At 49.9% G+C, this 16,134-nt stretch carries 22 protein-coding genes; all 22 read left to right on the top strand.

What is annotated here, in order from left to right; genetic code table 11:
- Positions 1 to 73: 73 nt before the first annotated feature.
- From ACQ4N8_RS12240 to ACQ4N8_RS12135, 22 genes are read left to right on the top strand one after another with little or no spacing between them, the layout of a single operon-like run.
- Entirely contained in the window at positions 74 to 691 is a 618-nt protein-coding gene (locus ACQ4N8_RS12240) for a P27 family phage terminase small subunit (protein ID WP_430704643.1), read from the top strand.
- Positions 692 to 722: 31 nt separating this feature from the next.
- Positions 723 to 2,456 carry a terminase large subunit gene (locus ACQ4N8_RS12235; RefSeq protein WP_430704686.1) on the top strand — a complete coding sequence of 578 codons (1,734 nt, stop codon included), beginning with the start codon at positions 723 to 725 and terminating at the stop codon, positions 2,454 to 2,456.
- Between the two features lie 14 nt (positions 2,457 to 2,470).
- Complete coding sequence (locus ACQ4N8_RS12230) at positions 2,471 to 3,730, top strand: phage portal protein (protein WP_430704642.1); 1,260 nt, start codon at positions 2,471 to 2,473, stop codon at positions 3,728 to 3,730.
- Positions 3,730 to 4,368 (top strand): HK97 family phage prohead protease, encoded by a 639-nt coding sequence (locus tag ACQ4N8_RS12225; RefSeq protein WP_430704641.1) that lies wholly within the window; start codon positions 3,730 to 3,732, stop codon positions 4,366 to 4,368. The genes ACQ4N8_RS12230 and ACQ4N8_RS12225 overlap by 1 nt, the downstream gene beginning before the upstream one ends.
- Before the next feature lie 46 nt (positions 4,369 to 4,414).
- The gene (locus ACQ4N8_RS12220; RefSeq protein WP_430704640.1) at positions 4,415 to 5,599 is read left to right on the top strand and encodes a phage major capsid protein; all 1,185 of its coding nucleotides are present in this window, start codon (positions 4,415 to 4,417) and stop codon (positions 5,597 to 5,599) included.
- A 31-nt stretch (positions 5,600 to 5,630) separates the two neighbouring features.
- On the top strand, positions 5,631 to 5,975 hold the full coding sequence (locus ACQ4N8_RS12215; protein WP_430704639.1) for a hypothetical protein: 345 nt from the start codon (positions 5,631 to 5,633) through the stop codon (positions 5,973 to 5,975).
- A complete protein-coding gene (locus ACQ4N8_RS12210; protein ID WP_430704638.1) occupies positions 5,959 to 6,513 on the top strand; it encodes a hypothetical protein in 555 nt (184 codons plus the stop codon). Before ACQ4N8_RS12215 ends, ACQ4N8_RS12210 begins: the two co-directional genes overlap by 17 nt.
- Before the next feature lie 9 nt (positions 6,514 to 6,522).
- Positions 6,523 to 7,005: a hypothetical protein gene (locus ACQ4N8_RS12205; protein ID WP_430704637.1), complete on the top strand. Its 483-nt coding sequence runs from the start codon at positions 6,523 to 6,525 to the stop codon at positions 7,003 to 7,005.
- On the top strand, positions 7,006 to 7,377 hold the full coding sequence (locus ACQ4N8_RS12200) for a hypothetical protein (RefSeq protein ID WP_430704635.1): 372 nt from the start codon (positions 7,006 to 7,008) through the stop codon (positions 7,375 to 7,377).
- The gene (locus ACQ4N8_RS12195) at positions 7,364 to 7,837 is read left to right on the top strand and encodes a phage neck terminator protein (protein WP_430704633.1); all 474 of its coding nucleotides are present in this window, start codon (positions 7,364 to 7,366) and stop codon (positions 7,835 to 7,837) included. The genes ACQ4N8_RS12200 and ACQ4N8_RS12195 overlap by 14 nt, the downstream gene beginning before the upstream one ends.
- A 5-nt stretch (positions 7,838 to 7,842) precedes the next feature.
- Positions 7,843 to 8,841, top strand: coding sequence for a DUF3383 family protein (locus ACQ4N8_RS12190; protein WP_430704632.1), 999 nt, complete (start codon positions 7,843 to 7,845; stop codon positions 8,839 to 8,841).
- 16 nt (positions 8,842 to 8,857) lie between these two features.
- Entirely contained in the window at positions 8,858 to 9,256 is a 399-nt protein-coding gene (locus ACQ4N8_RS12185; RefSeq protein ID WP_430704631.1) for a phage structural protein, read from the top strand.
- Positions 9,222 to 9,587 (top strand): hypothetical protein, encoded by a 366-nt coding sequence (locus ACQ4N8_RS12180; RefSeq protein ID WP_430704630.1) that lies wholly within the window; start codon positions 9,222 to 9,224, stop codon positions 9,585 to 9,587. Before ACQ4N8_RS12185 ends, ACQ4N8_RS12180 begins: the two co-directional genes overlap by 35 nt.
- A complete protein-coding gene (locus ACQ4N8_RS12175) occupies positions 9,550 to 9,744 on the top strand; it encodes a hypothetical protein (protein WP_430704629.1) in 195 nt (64 codons plus the stop codon). Before ACQ4N8_RS12180 ends, ACQ4N8_RS12175 begins: the two co-directional genes overlap by 38 nt.
- A 47-nt stretch (positions 9,745 to 9,791) precedes the next feature.
- Entirely contained in the window at positions 9,792 to 11,981 is a 2,190-nt protein-coding gene (locus ACQ4N8_RS12170) for a phage tail tape measure protein (RefSeq protein WP_430704628.1), read from the top strand.
- Positions 11,982 to 11,983: 2 nt separating this feature from the next.
- The gene (locus ACQ4N8_RS12165; RefSeq protein ID WP_430704627.1) at positions 11,984 to 12,502 is read left to right on the top strand and encodes a phage baseplate protein; all 519 of its coding nucleotides are present in this window, start codon (positions 11,984 to 11,986) and stop codon (positions 12,500 to 12,502) included.
- Positions 12,499 to 12,819: a phage baseplate plug family protein gene (locus ACQ4N8_RS12160; protein WP_430704626.1), complete on the top strand. Its 321-nt coding sequence runs from the start codon at positions 12,499 to 12,501 to the stop codon at positions 12,817 to 12,819. The genes ACQ4N8_RS12165 and ACQ4N8_RS12160 overlap by 4 nt, the downstream gene beginning before the upstream one ends.
- The gene (locus ACQ4N8_RS12155) at positions 12,812 to 13,603 is read left to right on the top strand and encodes a phage protein (RefSeq protein WP_430704625.1); all 792 of its coding nucleotides are present in this window, start codon (positions 12,812 to 12,814) and stop codon (positions 13,601 to 13,603) included. The genes ACQ4N8_RS12160 and ACQ4N8_RS12155 overlap by 8 nt, the downstream gene beginning before the upstream one ends.
- Positions 13,600 to 13,977, top strand: a complete 378-nt coding sequence (locus tag ACQ4N8_RS12150) for a Gp138 family membrane-puncturing spike protein (RefSeq protein ID WP_430704624.1) — start codon at positions 13,600 to 13,602, stop codon at positions 13,975 to 13,977. The genes ACQ4N8_RS12155 and ACQ4N8_RS12150 overlap by 4 nt, the downstream gene beginning before the upstream one ends.
- Complete coding sequence (locus tag ACQ4N8_RS12145) at positions 13,974 to 14,339, top strand: DUF2634 domain-containing protein (RefSeq protein ID WP_430704623.1); 366 nt, start codon at positions 13,974 to 13,976, stop codon at positions 14,337 to 14,339. Before ACQ4N8_RS12150 ends, ACQ4N8_RS12145 begins: the two co-directional genes overlap by 4 nt.
- Positions 14,329 to 15,498: a baseplate J/gp47 family protein gene (locus ACQ4N8_RS12140; RefSeq protein WP_430704622.1), complete on the top strand. Its 1,170-nt coding sequence runs from the start codon at positions 14,329 to 14,331 to the stop codon at positions 15,496 to 15,498. Before ACQ4N8_RS12145 ends, ACQ4N8_RS12140 begins: the two co-directional genes overlap by 11 nt.
- Positions 15,491 to 16,132: a hypothetical protein gene (locus ACQ4N8_RS12135; RefSeq protein WP_430704621.1), complete on the top strand. Its 642-nt coding sequence runs from the start codon at positions 15,491 to 15,493 to the stop codon at positions 16,130 to 16,132. Before ACQ4N8_RS12140 ends, ACQ4N8_RS12135 begins: the two co-directional genes overlap by 8 nt.
- The last annotated feature ends 2 nt before the right edge of the window (positions 16,133 to 16,134 follow it).

Genomic DNA, 16,134 nt, shown 5'->3' with positions numbered 1-16,134 from the left:
ACCGCGTCCCCCTTAATTCGCGCAAAAACTCGTTTTATGGATTTTTTATGATTTTCGGAAGGGAGGTAACATCATGGGAAGACCTGCAAAACCGGTTGGTCTGCATATCGCGGAAGGTAATCCAAATCGACTTACCAGAGAGCAACTGCAGCAACGAAAGGAAGCAGAGATTAAGCTGGGGAAAGCGGATTTAGATAAACTTAGGCCTCCTGCCTTTGTGAAATCTGATGTAATAGCACTGGCTCACTGGAAACAGGCCCTGAAGGAATATAAGGAAGCGGCGAAGCAAGGAGCTGAACTGCTTACTAGTTCCGACGTAGGGCTGCTTGCTATGTATTGCAAATCGTATTCGGAATATGAGTATCTTTTAGGACAGTATCAGCGGATCAAGGACATTGAAATTGATGCCGATATCTTTGAGGAATATTTTGCGGGTAAAGAACAAGCCATTGAATTGGAGTTGGAAGTAAAAACAGAGCTTAAAGCTATGCGGTATCTTTCCCAGCTCGCTTCTCTCGAAGGCGCGCTCAAGATTGAGACGGCGATCAATAAAAAAATGGACATGCTGCTGAAAATGCAGGATCGCTTATTCCTTAATCCGTCATCCAAAGTGAAAAATGTACCGAAGCCGAAGAAGGACGACAAGCCGCAAAGTAAATTTGCAAAATTCGGAGCTAACCGGAGTGGATAAACAAATTTATCCTTACAACACGGTTTCCGAATTGGACCGGGTTACGGCGTACGCCAAAGAGGTCGTCTCTGGCCAAATTATCGCCGGCCAAACGCAACGGCAGGCTTGCGAACGACACTTGAGGGACTTGGATCGGCAAGGAACTAAGGAGTTCCCGTTCATTTTCGATCCTAATAAGGCCCATGATATCATCGATTTCGCGGAAACTTTGACGCTTGCGGAAGGAGAAGAACCCGAACCGCTTCGGTTATGGGGCTTCCAGGATTTCATTTTTGGGAGCTGGAACGGATGGTTAACGCTTGACGGGTACCGGCGCTTCCGAACTTCCTATGTGCAAGTGGCCCGTCAAAATGGGAAATCGCTCGGGAACGCCGTGCCGGCTCTGTACTACGGAAATTTTGACGGATATAATTACCCGCAAATTTACTGTGCTGCGACAAAAGAGGATCAGGCTCGCATTGTATTGAAGGAATGCCTCAAGTTTATCAACGCCGATCCTGAACTTGGCGGAAGCAAATATGAAGAAGGGCTCTTTACTTCCAAGGAGTACAAGAGCACCATTCTTTGTAATCTTACTCACGGGGAAATCAAGGCGATCGGTCGAGACACGGAAACCATCGACGGTTTCCGTCCTTACTTTGCATCCGTCGATGAGTACCATAAGCATAAGACGAACCAAATGTACAAGCTGCTGACGGGCGGGCAGCGAAAGTTAAAACAATGCCTGACCTCGATCATCACGACGGCGGGTTTTGACCTGAATCTCCCGTGCTACGAAGAATACGAATACGGGAAGATGATCCTGGCCGGGCTGCATGAAGATGAAACCCATTTCGTGTTCATCTGTGAACTGGATAAAGGCGATGATATTTGGGACGAAACGAACTGGCCAAAGGCGAATCCGCTTTGGACCGAGGAAACCCTTACGAGCTTACGGACCGATGCTGTCAAAGCGAAGAAGAAACGCGGCGCAGACCTTCGGGATTTCATGACGAAGGGCCTGAACATTTGGGTTCAATTTGCTGATAACCAGTACATGAACATGGAGCATTGGAAGAAATGCGAGTCGGACATGACGTTAGAGGAGATGCGCGGCCGGGAATGTTATCTTGGGCTCGACCTTTCTTCCGGTGGAGACTTGACTTCCGGCTGCTTGGAATTCCCGATCGACGACGGCCAGCACCGGAAATATTACATCCATTCACACAGTTTCATGCCAGCAGGCAGAGTAGACGAGCATGTGAAATCGGACAACGCACCTTATGACATGTGGATCCAAGACGACTTGATCACCATAACCGAAACCTTGGGCGGTGTGAAGACGGACTATAAATACATCATCAGCTATTACAAAGACTTAATTGAAGAATACGACCTGAACCTTAAAGGCATTGCTTATGACCCTCATAACGCAGATGCCTTTTTGTCGGACCTAGAAGAGTTTGGCGTAGATTGCGTGGAGATCACGCAAAGTGCCCGCAGCCTAAATGATGCGACGGTAGACTTCAGGCTGGAAGTGGAAGCCGGAAACGTGATTTATGACCGCAAAAACAAGCTGCTTACCTGGTCCATGGTGAATGCCAAAACGGTCAGCAACAGCTTCGGCGAACTCAAGATCGACAAGGATCCGAATGCCAAAACCAGACGAATCGACCCGATCGACGCCGTTATCGATAGCCATAAGATCACTTTGGCGCTGGCCGAAAAGGTGATCAATGTGTCCGAATTTGCCACGGACGATTTCTTAACCAAACTATGGGGATGAAGGGAGGTGAGCATTTGAAAAGACAAGGCTTTGTCCGAAGAATTCTGAACTTCGGGCGGACCGAGCAAAGAAGCGTCGAAGAAATTGGCCTGCATGACCGAAGGCTTCTTGAATTCCTTGGCTTGGACGTACCCCCGGGCACGATCAATACCAACGGATGGAATGCCCTCAAAATCGATACGGTTTTTGCCTGCGTGCGGGTACTGTCCGACGCCATCTCAAAGCTACCGCTAAAGATTTACCAGGAGGATGAGAACGGAGTAGGCAAGGCCGTGAACCATTATCTTTACTCTCTTTTAAAGCTCCGTCCGAACCCTTACATGTCGGCGTCCGATTTTTGGAAGTGTATGGAGGCACAGCGGAGCTTTGGCAACGCCTACGCAAATATTGAATTTGATCCGAGAACGGGTAGAGTCGTTGCCTTATGGCCGATTGATGCCAACAAGGTCAAGGTCATCGTGGACGATGCCAACATTATCAATAGCGAAACGAAGCTGTGGTATGAGGTGGATATTGGCGGGCAAAAGCGAAAAATCCCTGTTCATGAAATGCTGCATTTCAAAGGCAGCATAACGTTGGACGGCCTGATTGGTATCCGTCCGTTGGATTACCTTCGCTTGACTGTAGAAAATGCGGGAGCAGCTGCTAGCTTCGTCAATAATTTCTTTAAGCAAGGGCTCCAAACCAAAGGCTTAATTCAATACACAGGAACTATGGACGAGCCTGCCAAGAAGGTATTCCGAGACAACTTTGAATCCATGTCAAGCGGGTTGAAGAATAGTCATCGTATATCCCTCCTGCCGATCGGCTATACCTACATTCCAATGTCATTGAGCATGGCCGATGCGCAGTTCCTGGAAATCAATCAGCTATCCATTCGGCAGATTGCCAACTTGTTCGGGGTGAAGATGCACCAGCTTAATGATTTGAGCCAGGGAACCTTTAATAACGTCGAACAAATGCAGCTGTCGTTTTATTCGGAGACAACTCAAGCGATCCTGGTTGGCTATGAACAGGAATTGACCTTCAAGCTCTTCTTGGATCGTGAGATCGCGGTGGGGATTTACACCAAGTTCAACGTGGACAGCATCCTTCGGACGGACTTGAAAACGAGGTATGAGGCATACCGAACGGCGATTCAAGGCGGTTTTCTTGCGCCGAATGAAGCCAGAAGGCGAGAAGACATGCCGGCCTTGCCGGGAGGTGACCGGCTCTATGCGAACGGGAACTTCATACCGCTTGAAATGGCCGGCATGCAGTACAAAAGGGGGTGATGGAACTGGAGAAGAAGACACCGAAGATGACGGAGCCGGAGAAACGGATACTAGCAACGAAGATTGAAGTCCGAGCGGCCGAAGAAGGTGGAGCTGGGAAACGGACGATTGTGGGATCGATTAAGTATGATTCCGAATCCCAAGTCATGCAGGATTGGTACGGGGATAAATTTGTGGAGGTCATTTCACCGGGGGCATTTTCGGAATACCTTCGGGAAAATCCAACCTTATCCCTTTGGTGCCATAGAACCGATCAAATCTTAGGAAACACCAAACCCGGAACGCTCCGTCTGTTCGATTCTGAAACCGAATTACGATTTGAATTGGATCTACCGAATAGCAGCTGGGGCAATGATGCCTATGAAAGTATTGATCGCGGCGATGTGGACGGAGTCTCTTTTGGTTTTAATGTTCTGCCAGGCGGGGATAAATGGTCGAAAATCGAAGCCAATGGCGAAACGATTTACAAAAGAACGGTTATGAAGGCGACGTTACCTGAAATTTCACCGACACCGTTTGCGGCTTACCCTGCGAACGAAGTCAACGTCAGAAGCCTGGAGGAATTCAAGAGCCAGGAGCAGCGTGCAGAAAGCGAATATCGCAAGAGAAAACTTCTGCTTGAACTCGATTTAATGTGATCGAGTTTTTTTGTTGTCCAAAATAATTAAACCTTGGAGGTATGACATGACCAAAGAATTGAGAGCCTTGCTTGACCAGTTGGAGGCGGGGAAGAAGGAAGTCCGCTCCCTCATGATTGAGGATAAGGTAGATGAAGCTGAAAAACGCATGAAGGATGTACGCGAGCTGCAAAAGAAAGTGGACCTGCAGCGCGAGCTGGAGGGGGACGAGCTTAGGGATAGCAATGGAACGCCGATCGATTCGAATCAGCCGCGCGATATGATCGAGCTCGAAAGCGAGTACCGTTCCATCTTTCTCATGGCCTTGCGGCGTCAACCTGTCAGCACCGAACAGCGCAGCGTCGCTCTGGAATATGCCAAACGTGCCGTTTTGGGTGAGGGTGGCGTAAATCCTTCTACTCCATCGGGGGACGCATCGCTGATCGTTCCGAAAGATATTCAAACGTCCATCAATAAGGTCGAGCGGGAAATCATGGACCTTTCGATGTACGTCAACATGCAGTACGTTACCGCCTTGAGCGGCACGCGAGTGCTGGAGTCGGTGCAAGACATCACGCCATTTGATGCGATCGAGGAATACGGCTTGTTTGGGGATATGAAAGAACCAAATTTCATCCCGGTATCGTACAGCGTCAAAAAATATGGCGGGATTTTGCCGCTGACGAATGAGCTTTTGGGAGATACCGACCAAAACCTGATCGACTATTTGTCGGGCTGGATCGGGAATAAAGCCGTGTTTACCCGAAATATGCTGATCATCAACCGCTTGAATGCGATGCAAAAGGTCCAATGGGACAGCTTCAAAGATGTGAAAAAGGCATTGAATGTAGGGCTGGACCCGGCGATCAGTCAAAACGCAAGCATCCTGACTAACCAGGACGGTTATGACTGGATGGATGAGCAAACCGATAGCACAGGTCGTCCGCTCTTGACGGACGATTTGACCCAACCTGGCCGAAAAGTCTTCAAGGGCCGGCCTATTCTCGTTGCATCGAACCGCATTTTGCCGAGCGATAACGTGAATGGCTTGGCTCCGATGGTGGTTGGCAACCTGAAACAGCTTATCGCTTGCTTCTGCCGCAAGTTTTATGAGCTGGCATCGACGAAAGAGGGCGGGAATGCCTTTTTGCGGGATACGACGGATTTGCGGGCCATTACGCGCTGTGACGTAAAATCCTGGGATGAAGCTGCCGCCGTGTTCGGGCAACTGGATATCTCGGACACTATCTAATCTGGCCGAATAACGGCAGGGAGGTATTGAAATGAGTGACGAATCAAAAATGTATACGGTCAAAAAGCCGTTTCGCGACAAAGAAACGGGGAAACGCTATATCGTTGGTTCCATTTTTCCGGTAGCGGACGAAGACCGGGCCTTGATGCTGGTAAGCCGGGGATACCTGGAAGATGTAGCCGAGGCCCAGGAGGCGGACGGCGAGGACGATGATCCGGAAAAACCTGATCATGAGGCGTCCTCCGGCGACCAGGATTCGGGTAAACAGAAAGATGAACCACCAGCTGGAGGCCCTGAAAATTCGGAGGAACACAAACCTTCGAAACGAGGAAAGCCGAAAGCAGGGGAGCAGGTAGCCCATGCTGACAACGCCTGAGAAAGCGAAATCGATGACCGGGGGGACGATCCCAGATGAGCAACTCCTTCCTCTACTGGTTGCTGCATCGGCCGCCATAGAGGAACGCTGCCGGCGAATATTTAAGCAGCAAACCTACACGGAGACCATCAATACCTTGAAGGGGCCATATCAGCACGTACGGCAATATCCCGTGCGTGCTGTTTTGGTTGTTCACGATCGCAACGGCAATTACATCCCGGGCACCGTCGAGATCGTGGAGGACTCCCCGGGTATTTTGTTCAATCGCCAGGGTTGGCCGCAGGGTGAACGGGCTGTTACCGTTTCGTACGAGGCCGGATATATCCTGCCGGAGGACGAAAAGGAAGAAATGAAGGCCAATCTTCCGGAAACGTTACAATATGCCTGTATCCTGATGGCTCAACATTTACTCCGGAACCCTGGCGTACTGTCGGAGCGAGTAGGTGATATCTCTGTTACCTATGAGGCACTGAATCCGTCCCTGCCGCTTCCAGCGGCCGTGGAAGCGTTGATTGCGCCCCATATTCGTATCCTTTGAGGTGATTGTATGGCAAAAGCCAAGCGCCGCAGTTATCGCCGGGCAAACATTGAGGTCACGGAAGTCACCTATCTACCTGGAATCCTCGATAAATTACAGGAACTTGTCCAAAGCGAGGTGCATATTGGGGTTGAGGGTGACGCCGAAGTTGGGATGATCGCCGGCATTCATGAGTTTGGTTCCATCAAAGCCGGCATTCCATCCCGTTCCTTCATCGGGTCAGGAAAGAAAAAGTCCCAAGCCGCCATCGCCAAAACCGTTCGCGCCGGAGTAAAGGATATCGTTTTAGGAAATCTGACGGCGCGGGGGCTTTACAAATCGATCGGCAAAGTTGGTCTGGACAAGGTTCTTCGCAACTTCGACCGGATCAAGCAACCGCCTTTGTCGCCGATCTACGCCCGGCGAAAAACCAATAGAAGAATCCTGCAGGATCAAGAAAAGCTGCGGGATGCGATCACGTACACGGTTGTCAAACGAAGGGGGCGGAGATAAATGCGATTTTTCTTTGCAGGTATCTTGCGAAAACATAACGTTCCTTATTTTTTGATTCGCTCTGATAACGGGGATTATGACCGTCTCGGTGAATGGAAACCGCCAGAGCCTTCCAGAACGGTTTGCTACGGTCATTTTCAACCGCTCGATGCAAAGTTACAGCAATCCGAAGGCGGGAGGTACACCAGCAAGGATAAAGCGCTATTTACCTCGGCCACCCATCAAAATGGCGACGTCATCGAGTATCAAGGTGAGCAGTACACGGTCGATGATGAAGATGACGAGCGGGCTTATAGTGACATCCACAAGTATATTTTGAAGCTGAAGTCCGCCACCCCAAAGGAAGGGGAGGTCCCCGATGATTCCGTATGACGATATCAGGGCCGTTTTTACGGAGAGCATGGCGAGTGCCTTGGAGGTTAGGGTCATCAATCTGAACGCTGGCGGTAAAATCCCGGGCGGATCATTCATGACCTACAGTTTTAGCGGTTTCGACGATAGTGCCGGCTTTCCTGTTTTCTACCAAGAGAATGATCGGCTGATCCAGCGTGAGACGGTGCCTTTTACTGTCTCCTTTCTGTCGTTTGCGGATAACCATGGGGTGAGCGTGACGAACGCGCTGCGCGCCCGTGATTGGATCAAAACGATCGGGCGGGATCTGCTGCAGGAGCTGGACGTAGTGGTCGCAAGTATAGGCTCCGTTGAAAACCGGGACGTGCAAATCGACGATGAGTGGGAGCGCCGGATGGGATTTGACATTGATTTTCGCACGACGGATACGACGGATCAACCGCTGGAATGGATTGAAAAAGTGAATTTGAAAAGGAGCTGAGGAAATTGGCAGTTGATAAGGACGTAACTGTCGTCATCGACATCCAGCGGCCAACGCCCAAAACCGGGCTTGGCCGTCCTTTAATTATCGGTGCTGCAGCGTCAGCAACCGAATTCAAGGTATACAACGATTTGCAGGAAGTCTTGGCAGATTTTCCGAGCCAAACTGAAATTTATAAGGCTGCTTACGCCATGTTCGGCCAAGGCGAGGATGCTCCAGAAACCATCGCCGTCATGCAGTACACAACGGGCGGCCTAAGTGATTTCTTGAGCAAAGTATTCACGAAGGACTGGTATTATCTCGTATCCACGGCACGGACCGTTGATGATATTACGATGATTGGTGACGCCGTTGAAATCGATGATTCCAGGCTCTTCGTCGTCGCCACCCCGTCCAAAGATGATCTATCCACGATTTTCGCCAAGAAGTATGAACGTACGGTTGCCTTTTACCATACGAACATTGCCAACTATCCCGATGCAGCAGTGATTGGTAAGGTTGGCTCGGCGGATGCCGGCTCTTTGACTTGGAAATTCAAGACGTTGGCCGGAATTGAGCCTCTGGATTTGACACAGGAAGAACTTGAAGAGATCCACGACCTCGGCGCGATTACGTACGTAACCAAGGCGGGCGATGATGTCACAAGCGAAGGGAAAACGGTAAGTGGCGAATACATCGATATCATTCAATCCAAAGACTATCTCATCATGAGCATTGAAAATGCGGTTCAAAAGCTATTCAACCGTTCTCCTAAGGTACGCTACGACAATACCGGCATCGCGCAAATCGAGGGCGAGGTCAAGACGGTGCTTCGTCAGGCGGATCTTAACGGCATGATCGCTCACGATGACGATGATTTGCCGATTTATAGTACGACCTTCAAGCCGCGTTCCCAAGTCGATCCGCTGGACCGGGAGAAGCGGATTTATAACGGCGGGGCGTTCGAATTTGAGCTGTCCGGAGCAATTCATAAATCGAAGATCAGCGGCGTGATTAAGCTGTAAGGGAGGAAAAAACATTATGCCAGAAGCTAAAACCTATGATCCGGCCAACCTTACGGTCACGGTTGGCGGTGTCTATCTGACCGGATTTTCGGAAGACATGGCGGAGTTCGAAAAAGACGAGGATGGCCAAACGGCCAAAGTCGGAAGTCAAGGGGATGTCATTACGACCAAAGTGAACAACCCGCTGGCAACTTTGACCCTGACTTTGCTTCCGAGTAGTCCACAGTGCGCTTATTTGGACAAGCTCGGAAGAACGGGGCAGCTGGTCCCTGTTTCCGTCATCTATACCGGCGATCCCAAAGAGTCGATCACGGTTACTCAGGCATTTGTGAAAAAGCCGGCAACCAGAACCTACGGGAATGAAGCAGAAGACCGCGAATATGAAATCCAATGCCTCGACCATGTCGTCGAGTAATCAAAAGGAGACGAAAACCATTATGGCACTGTTTAAACAAAAGGAATATACCTCGGAATCCGGTAAGAAATATACTTTCCAGCACCCGGGCGTCCGGGCCGTTTCCAAAATCAACGACGCGAGCAAAAATAAATTCGGCGTCGTTTTGGAAGAACGCATGGCCGAAGAGATTTTGAAACATGTCATCGTCCAACCAAAGCTCAAAATCGATGACTTCGAGGACTACAAAGAGTACAACGAGGTCATTAATGCTGCCTATAGCTTTATTGCTGGGCAAGACGAGGATGAGAGCGATGGCGATCAGCAAGCAGGAAGCCAATCGGAGGGCTAATGCGAATTGGTCACAGTGGCGCTTATTGCTTTCGGATATGAACATCACCTACCAGGACTTGTTCCTGATGGATGACGATGATATTGCCGAGGCAAACGCCGCGTTGGACATCCATATCAAGCAGCAAAAGCGGGAAATGGATAAAAATAAGAAGTGAGTACCCTTTTAGGGGTGCTCACTTTCTTTATTAGGGGAGGTGAGAAGATGGCCGGGAACGGAATTATCGGAAATCTCATGTTCGCCGTCGGATTCAAGGTGGCCGATTCTGCTTTGAAAAAAGCTGAGAAACAGACGGAATCCCTAAAAAAGAGTTGGGAAAAAGTCGGTATTGCGGCAGGCATCATTGGAACTGCCATGGCTGGAATAGGCTTCGCTGCAGTCAATGCGGCGACGGACTTCAACAACTCCATGTCATCGATCCAGACGGCTACCGGCATGACAGCCGCCCAAATGGAACAAACCAGGTCCATTGCGGAAGACCTATACAATCAGAATTTCGGTGAGAACTGGAACGACCTGGGGAGTGCGATTGCGGCGACGGCTCAAGTTACCAACGAACAAGGTAAGGCGCTGGAGAAAACCACTCGAAATGCTCTTTTACTTCGTGACTCTATGGGCTTTGAAGTACCAGAATCCGTAAAGACGGCAAATACATTGATGAAGCAGTTCGGAGTTACTTCGGATCAGGCGTTCTCGCTTATAGCTCAGGGGAAACAGAAAGGGTTAGATTTCTCCGGCGAAATGCTGGACTCTATCAATGAGTATGCCAATCAATTCAAATCCCTCGGGTTCGATGCAAACCAGATGTTCGACACATTGGCGATTGGGGCCCAAAATGGCGCGTTCAACCTCGATAAAGTAGGGGATGCGGTCAAGGAATTTAATATCCGGGCTAAAGACGGCAGCCAGACAACCGTCCAAGCATTTGAAATGCTCGGGCTTAATTCAGATAAGATGATGCAAACTTTTGCCCGAGGTGGGCCGGAGGCAAAAAAGTCTTTTACTCAGATCGTCCAAATGATAAGTGACATTGAGGATCCCGTACAGCAGAATACCGTGGCCGTTAACCTGTTCGGTACGCAGTTTGAAGACCTCGAAAAGAACGTGATCTTTGCCATGGGAAATGTCCAAAATCAATTTGATATGACCCAAAACAAAATGGAGGAGCTGAATCAAACCAAATTTAGCACTCCTGGGGAAGCGGCGGCACGGATCGGCAGGCAACTAGAAACAAATCTATTAATCCCGATCGGACAAGAGCTCATGCCTTATCTGAACCAATTCTCGCAATGGTTAACTATTGCTGGGCCTGAAATTCAGAAGTTTAGCGGGGCACTTGTAAATGGACTTGCTGCAGGTATAGGGGCTGTGAATTCGGGGCTCGATTTTCTTATCAACAATATTGATGTTATTGGACCTGCACTTGCCGGTTTTGCGGTTGTTATCGGTATAAAACTAATCCCAGTTATCAAGGCTTTTGTCCAGGCTCAATGGGCTGCGGCAAGGGCAGGCTGGGCGGCCGTTGCTCCATGGCTTCCGGTCATAGGCATCGCGGTAGCAATTGGGTTGGCCATAGCAGGGATTATTCTAATTATCAAAAATTGGGGCACCATCGGACCGTGGTTGGCCAACATCTGGAACCGAACTTGGACATGGATCAAAAATGCATTTAACGCCGGGCTGCAATTTGTAAGGACGTGGGGGCCTGTATTTCTGATCGTGCTTTCCGGACCGATCGGATGGATTGTGGCGCTCATCGTCAAGTATTGGGATCAAATTCAAACCTTTACGAGAAACGTGTTTAACGGCATCCTTTCCTTTTTCGTTGGAATTTGGGCTAGGATCGTTAATAGCGTATCTTCGGCCGGGTCAAATATCTGGAGTAAAATCACCGGAGTTTGGAACCGAGTCACTTCATTCCTGCAGGGGATCAACCTCTTTACCATCGGAAAAAACATCATTGAAGGCCTGATAAACGGGATAGGGAGCATGGCGAATGCAGTAGTGGATAAGGTCAAAGACATCGGGAATAGCATTACGGACAAAGTGAAGGGCATTCTCGGTATCCACTCCCCATCTCGGGTTATGATGGAACTTGGCTTCTACACCGGTGAAGGGCTGGCGCAAGGGATCGCCGGAACGCAAAGCCGCGTAGAAGGGGCATCGGAGAACTTGGCCGGAGGTGCTGAGGCGGCGGTTCAGTCCACTTCCCCAGCGTTACCGCCTGCACGTGCCGGCGGAGGGAATATGGTGAATGTTGAAATCACAGTCCCAATCTCAGTCCAAGGCAATGCAACGCCTGCAGTGGTGCAAAATTTACGGGAAGCCGTAAACAATGAACTGTATGAAATCATCATGAGTGCGCTTCGTCGCGCTGGATTAGAGGGGGCATAGTTATGGCCTTACTAAACGGCATGTATATCATGGTGGAGTCGGAGGAACCGGATTTCCCGATAGAAGTGACAGATCAGCCCGTTGAAAAAGGGATCGACCTAACGGATCATGTACAGCGGAAGGCTCGAACTATTTCCCTATCAGGATATATCGTAGGCGATAACGCGGTGCAAGTACGCGACTCCATCAATCAGCTGAAGGATGCCGGAGAAATCGTTACTTACAGCGGTCGGAATTTGTTTAGCGGTCTGATCGTTGGGTTTAGCGGAAAGCACGATTCCTCCGTTGCTAACGGGTTTTCGTTTACGATGGACCTTCGGGAGGTCCGGATCGCTCAAGCGTCATTTGTTCAAACCTTGCCGGCTCCGGTTAAGGCCCAGGTCGCTAAAATCGTCAATTCTGGGACGAAGCAAACCAAAGATAAGAATAACTCATCCAAGAAGACATCGAGTTCGGGAGGCAGCAAGAAGCAGCAGACCGTTCAAAAGGTCAAATTCAAGAAAGGGAGTCCTTGGGCGTGAAGTACATTGATATCGAAAAAGACCTCATCCCTTATCGTTTTGACATCTCGATTGCCGACGAAATGTTCACCTTCGAGGTCCATTACAATGCGGACTATAACTTTTTTACGATAGATCTTGAGCGTGATGGCGAGGTTCTTGTCGTTGGCGAGAAAATTGTCTACGGACAGACGCTTTTCTACGATGTCCAGGATAATCGCTTCCCCAAACTCCCGATTGTCCCATACGACGAGTCGGATCAAAATACGGTAGTTAACTGGCAGACGCTCGGGGTGAGCGTCTTTTTATATGTGATTGAAGGTGATGCCGATGAATAGAAATTTTGGACGTGTTGCCGAGGTCATGACCGGAAATTTAAAATTCACGATGGATCAGTACACCATGGAAGGGAAGGTGCCGTTTGATAACGATGCTCTTCCTAACGAAAGTGAAATTCGTATCTGGAATCTTTCGCAAACGACGCTGAACAACATCAAGAAGAATGACACTCTCATGGTGAACTTGGGCTACCGGGGAGATGTGGGAACAATCCTACACGGACGCATATCATCCTTTGGTACGAAGTGGGAAGGCGTGGACAAGGTAACCACCATACATGTATTGGACAGTGAGGACTTGAGCAAGCGAGAAATTAAGGAAATCGCCTTTGCCAAGGGTACACTGGCCAGCGCGATCATCAAGCAAATGGCCGGTTACATCGGTCTTCCGATCGGACAATTCGAGCTTAACCAGGATTACCGATATCAGGAGGGGTATACGGCCAAAGGCAAAGTGACGGACATCATTACCGCTGTGGCAAAAGACTGTGGTACATCGGCTTACATCAACAAACAAAAGCTTTACGTTCGTAACCTTCGCCGAGGCGGGGACGCTGTTTTTGACTTATCAGAAGAGACCGGTTTGATTGGCTCCCCAGAGTATTTTGAGGATGGCCGGATCAAAGGGTACAAATTGCGGTCCCAAGCGCAATACCGAATCACAACTGCTTCGGTGATCAATCTCAAGAGCCGCGTTTTTTCTGGCCAATTGCATGTCCGGAACGGAATGCACTCAATTAGTAATACTGGCGACTTTGTAACTGAAATGGAGGCGATTCTATGAGCTCAGATGCGGCCGGCGCGTTAGTCAAACTTATTGGTTCTCATACGGAAAGCAGCCAAGCCGCGATCGATGTCGCTTTCCCTTGCGAGGTTATTTCGTTTGATCCGGGCACGCTTTTGGCTGCGGTGAAGCCTCTTATCAAAACAGGGGGGGACAGCCCGGCACCCATTGATTCTGTCCCCGTTTTGGGGTACAAGGTCATGTTTAACGGAGTTGAAACGACGCTGCAGCCCACCCTGAAGAAAGGGGACAAGGTTTTTGTGGTATGCGCGGATCGAGAGCTCAAGAATTCACTTTCCGGAAAAGTTGCTGCTCCGGATACCCAGCGGATGCATAGCCGAAATGATGCTGTCATTGTGGGGGTGATACTGTGATTTCTCTTAAACTTGATGAATCCGGGGATTTGGTATTCCAAAACGGTGAACTCGTAATGATTAGCGGCGATGCCGACCTGATGCAGAGCTGCCGCTTAGCGATCGGGACAAACAAAGGGGAATGGTTTCTGGACCCGACAGCGGGAATTACGTTTTCGAAGTTTCTCGGGAAAAAGATCAGCGAGGACGAAATGCGCGATGAGCTGCGTGCAGGTCTTCTGCAGGAACCGCGTATCCGGAGCGTAGATGAAATTACATTTGATATTGACCGAAAGAGCCGAAAAATGACCGTGCGATTCACCGCTTCGGGCATGGATGGAGAACTGATTCGGTCGGAAGGGGTTGACGTCGTTGCTGGATAAGACAGGATTCAAACGACGGAGGTTTGACGACCTGTTCGCGGAAATGGAGGATAAGGCAAGAGAGGCCTTCGGCGAGACAATCAATACGTCGATCAGATCCCCGCTTGGCATCATTCTTCGCATTTTCGCATGGTTTCTTTCGTTGCTTTGGGGCACTGCAGAAGACGTTTACAACAGTGGGTACGTTGGAACGGCAGAAGGAAACAACTTGGACCGCCTGGGGCCTTATGTGGGCACCTCGCGAATTATGGAGCAATGGGCATCGGGGAGCATCACCATTACAGGCACGCCGGGTTATACGGTAGCAGCTGGATTCCGAGGGGCTACGACAACGGGGATCGCGTTTGAAACGTTAACGGATATCGTGTTGGAAGGAGGCTCAGGGACGGGGATAATTCGGGCGCTGGAACCTGGAATCTCTGGGAATGTAGCGACCAACACCATCGTTGTAGTCGTTAACCCAAATTCGGACGTATTCAGCATCACAAATCCAGCGCCAACAACAGGCGGTCGGGAAAAGGAGACTGACGCCGAATTCCGGGAAAAATGGGATCAGTCAGTCGCCGGCGGAGGAGCTGCATCTGTTGACGCTATACGAGGCGCATTGCTACGGCTGGAAGGCGTTCGTGCGGCTGCCGTCATCGAGAACAACACCATCGAGCCGGATGAAGCAGGTCGTCCGCCAAAGTCATTCCAAGCTTATATCCTTGGCGGCGATGATCAGGTGATTGCGGAGACTATCTTTTCCACCAAATCCGGCGGGATACAACCGTATGGGGATGTAACCAAAGAGGTTGTTGACTTGGGCGGACAAACCCACGCGGTTAGTTTTAGTCGGTCCGAAGAGGTTCCGATCCATGTCTCCGTCGATATCAAAAGGAATGATAGATATCCTGCAGACGGTGACGATCAGGTTCGTTCAGCTCTGATTCTCTATATCGGCGGGGAATATGGCGGTAGCTACTTCAATGGCTTGTCCATGGGAGCAGCCGTGGTTTACACGCGCCTGATCAGTGCCGTATATAGCGTGCCCGGGGTCGAAGATTTGACTTTGACCGTCGGCCCAGAGGGGAACCTTGCTCCGTCCAACGTCGTCATCCAACCTTTCCAGGTCGCACAAACACGTGCTGAGGATATCGAGGTCATCAGTCATGTTTAGTCATAAGGATATGCTCAAACGCTTTGCCGATGTCTATAACAAAAACCCAAACAGCAATTTGGGGAAGTTGATCGGTATTTTATACGGGCAACTTTCCCAATTAGACGACACATTTCAGCGCATTAGGGAATGGCGAAGTATTGACGAGGCCCAAGGGACAACGCTGGATCGGATCGGGGAAAATGTCGTACAGCCCCGGGGCGCGGCCACAGATGAAATTTACCGGGTTCTGATAAAGTCGAAGATCGCCCGTAACCTTTCAAAAACGGATATCAATACGATTATCAGGGTTTTAGCCATTGCTTTGGATTGTGCTTATTCGGACATCCGGATTCAAGAGAAATGGAACGACCCTGCTGACCCAGAGCCGGCAGCCATTTCGTTGATTCAGGTTCCAACCAAACGTCTGAACGAAGTGGGGATGTCCCCGCTGCAGTTTGGCCAGATCATACAAAAAACGGTTGCCGCCGGCGTGCGGGTTGCTCAAATCGAATTGACCGGGACGTTCCGGCTATCGTCGAAGTATGCCGAGATTGAAACGGGTCCGGATGGACTCGGTGATATCGACATGACCGCCGGGGGTACTCTCGGAACGGTTTACGTACCCGGAAATGATTATGCTTTACCAATATAGGA

Origin of the sequence: Paenibacillus macerans (assembly GCF_050565405.1) — a bacterium.
GTDB classification, from domain to species: domain Bacteria; phylum Bacillota; class Bacilli; order Paenibacillales; family Paenibacillaceae; genus Fontibacillus; species Fontibacillus macerans_B.
The sequence above is the reverse complement of the archived record's forward strand: the minus strand, read 5'-3'. Positions and strand labels throughout refer to the sequence as shown.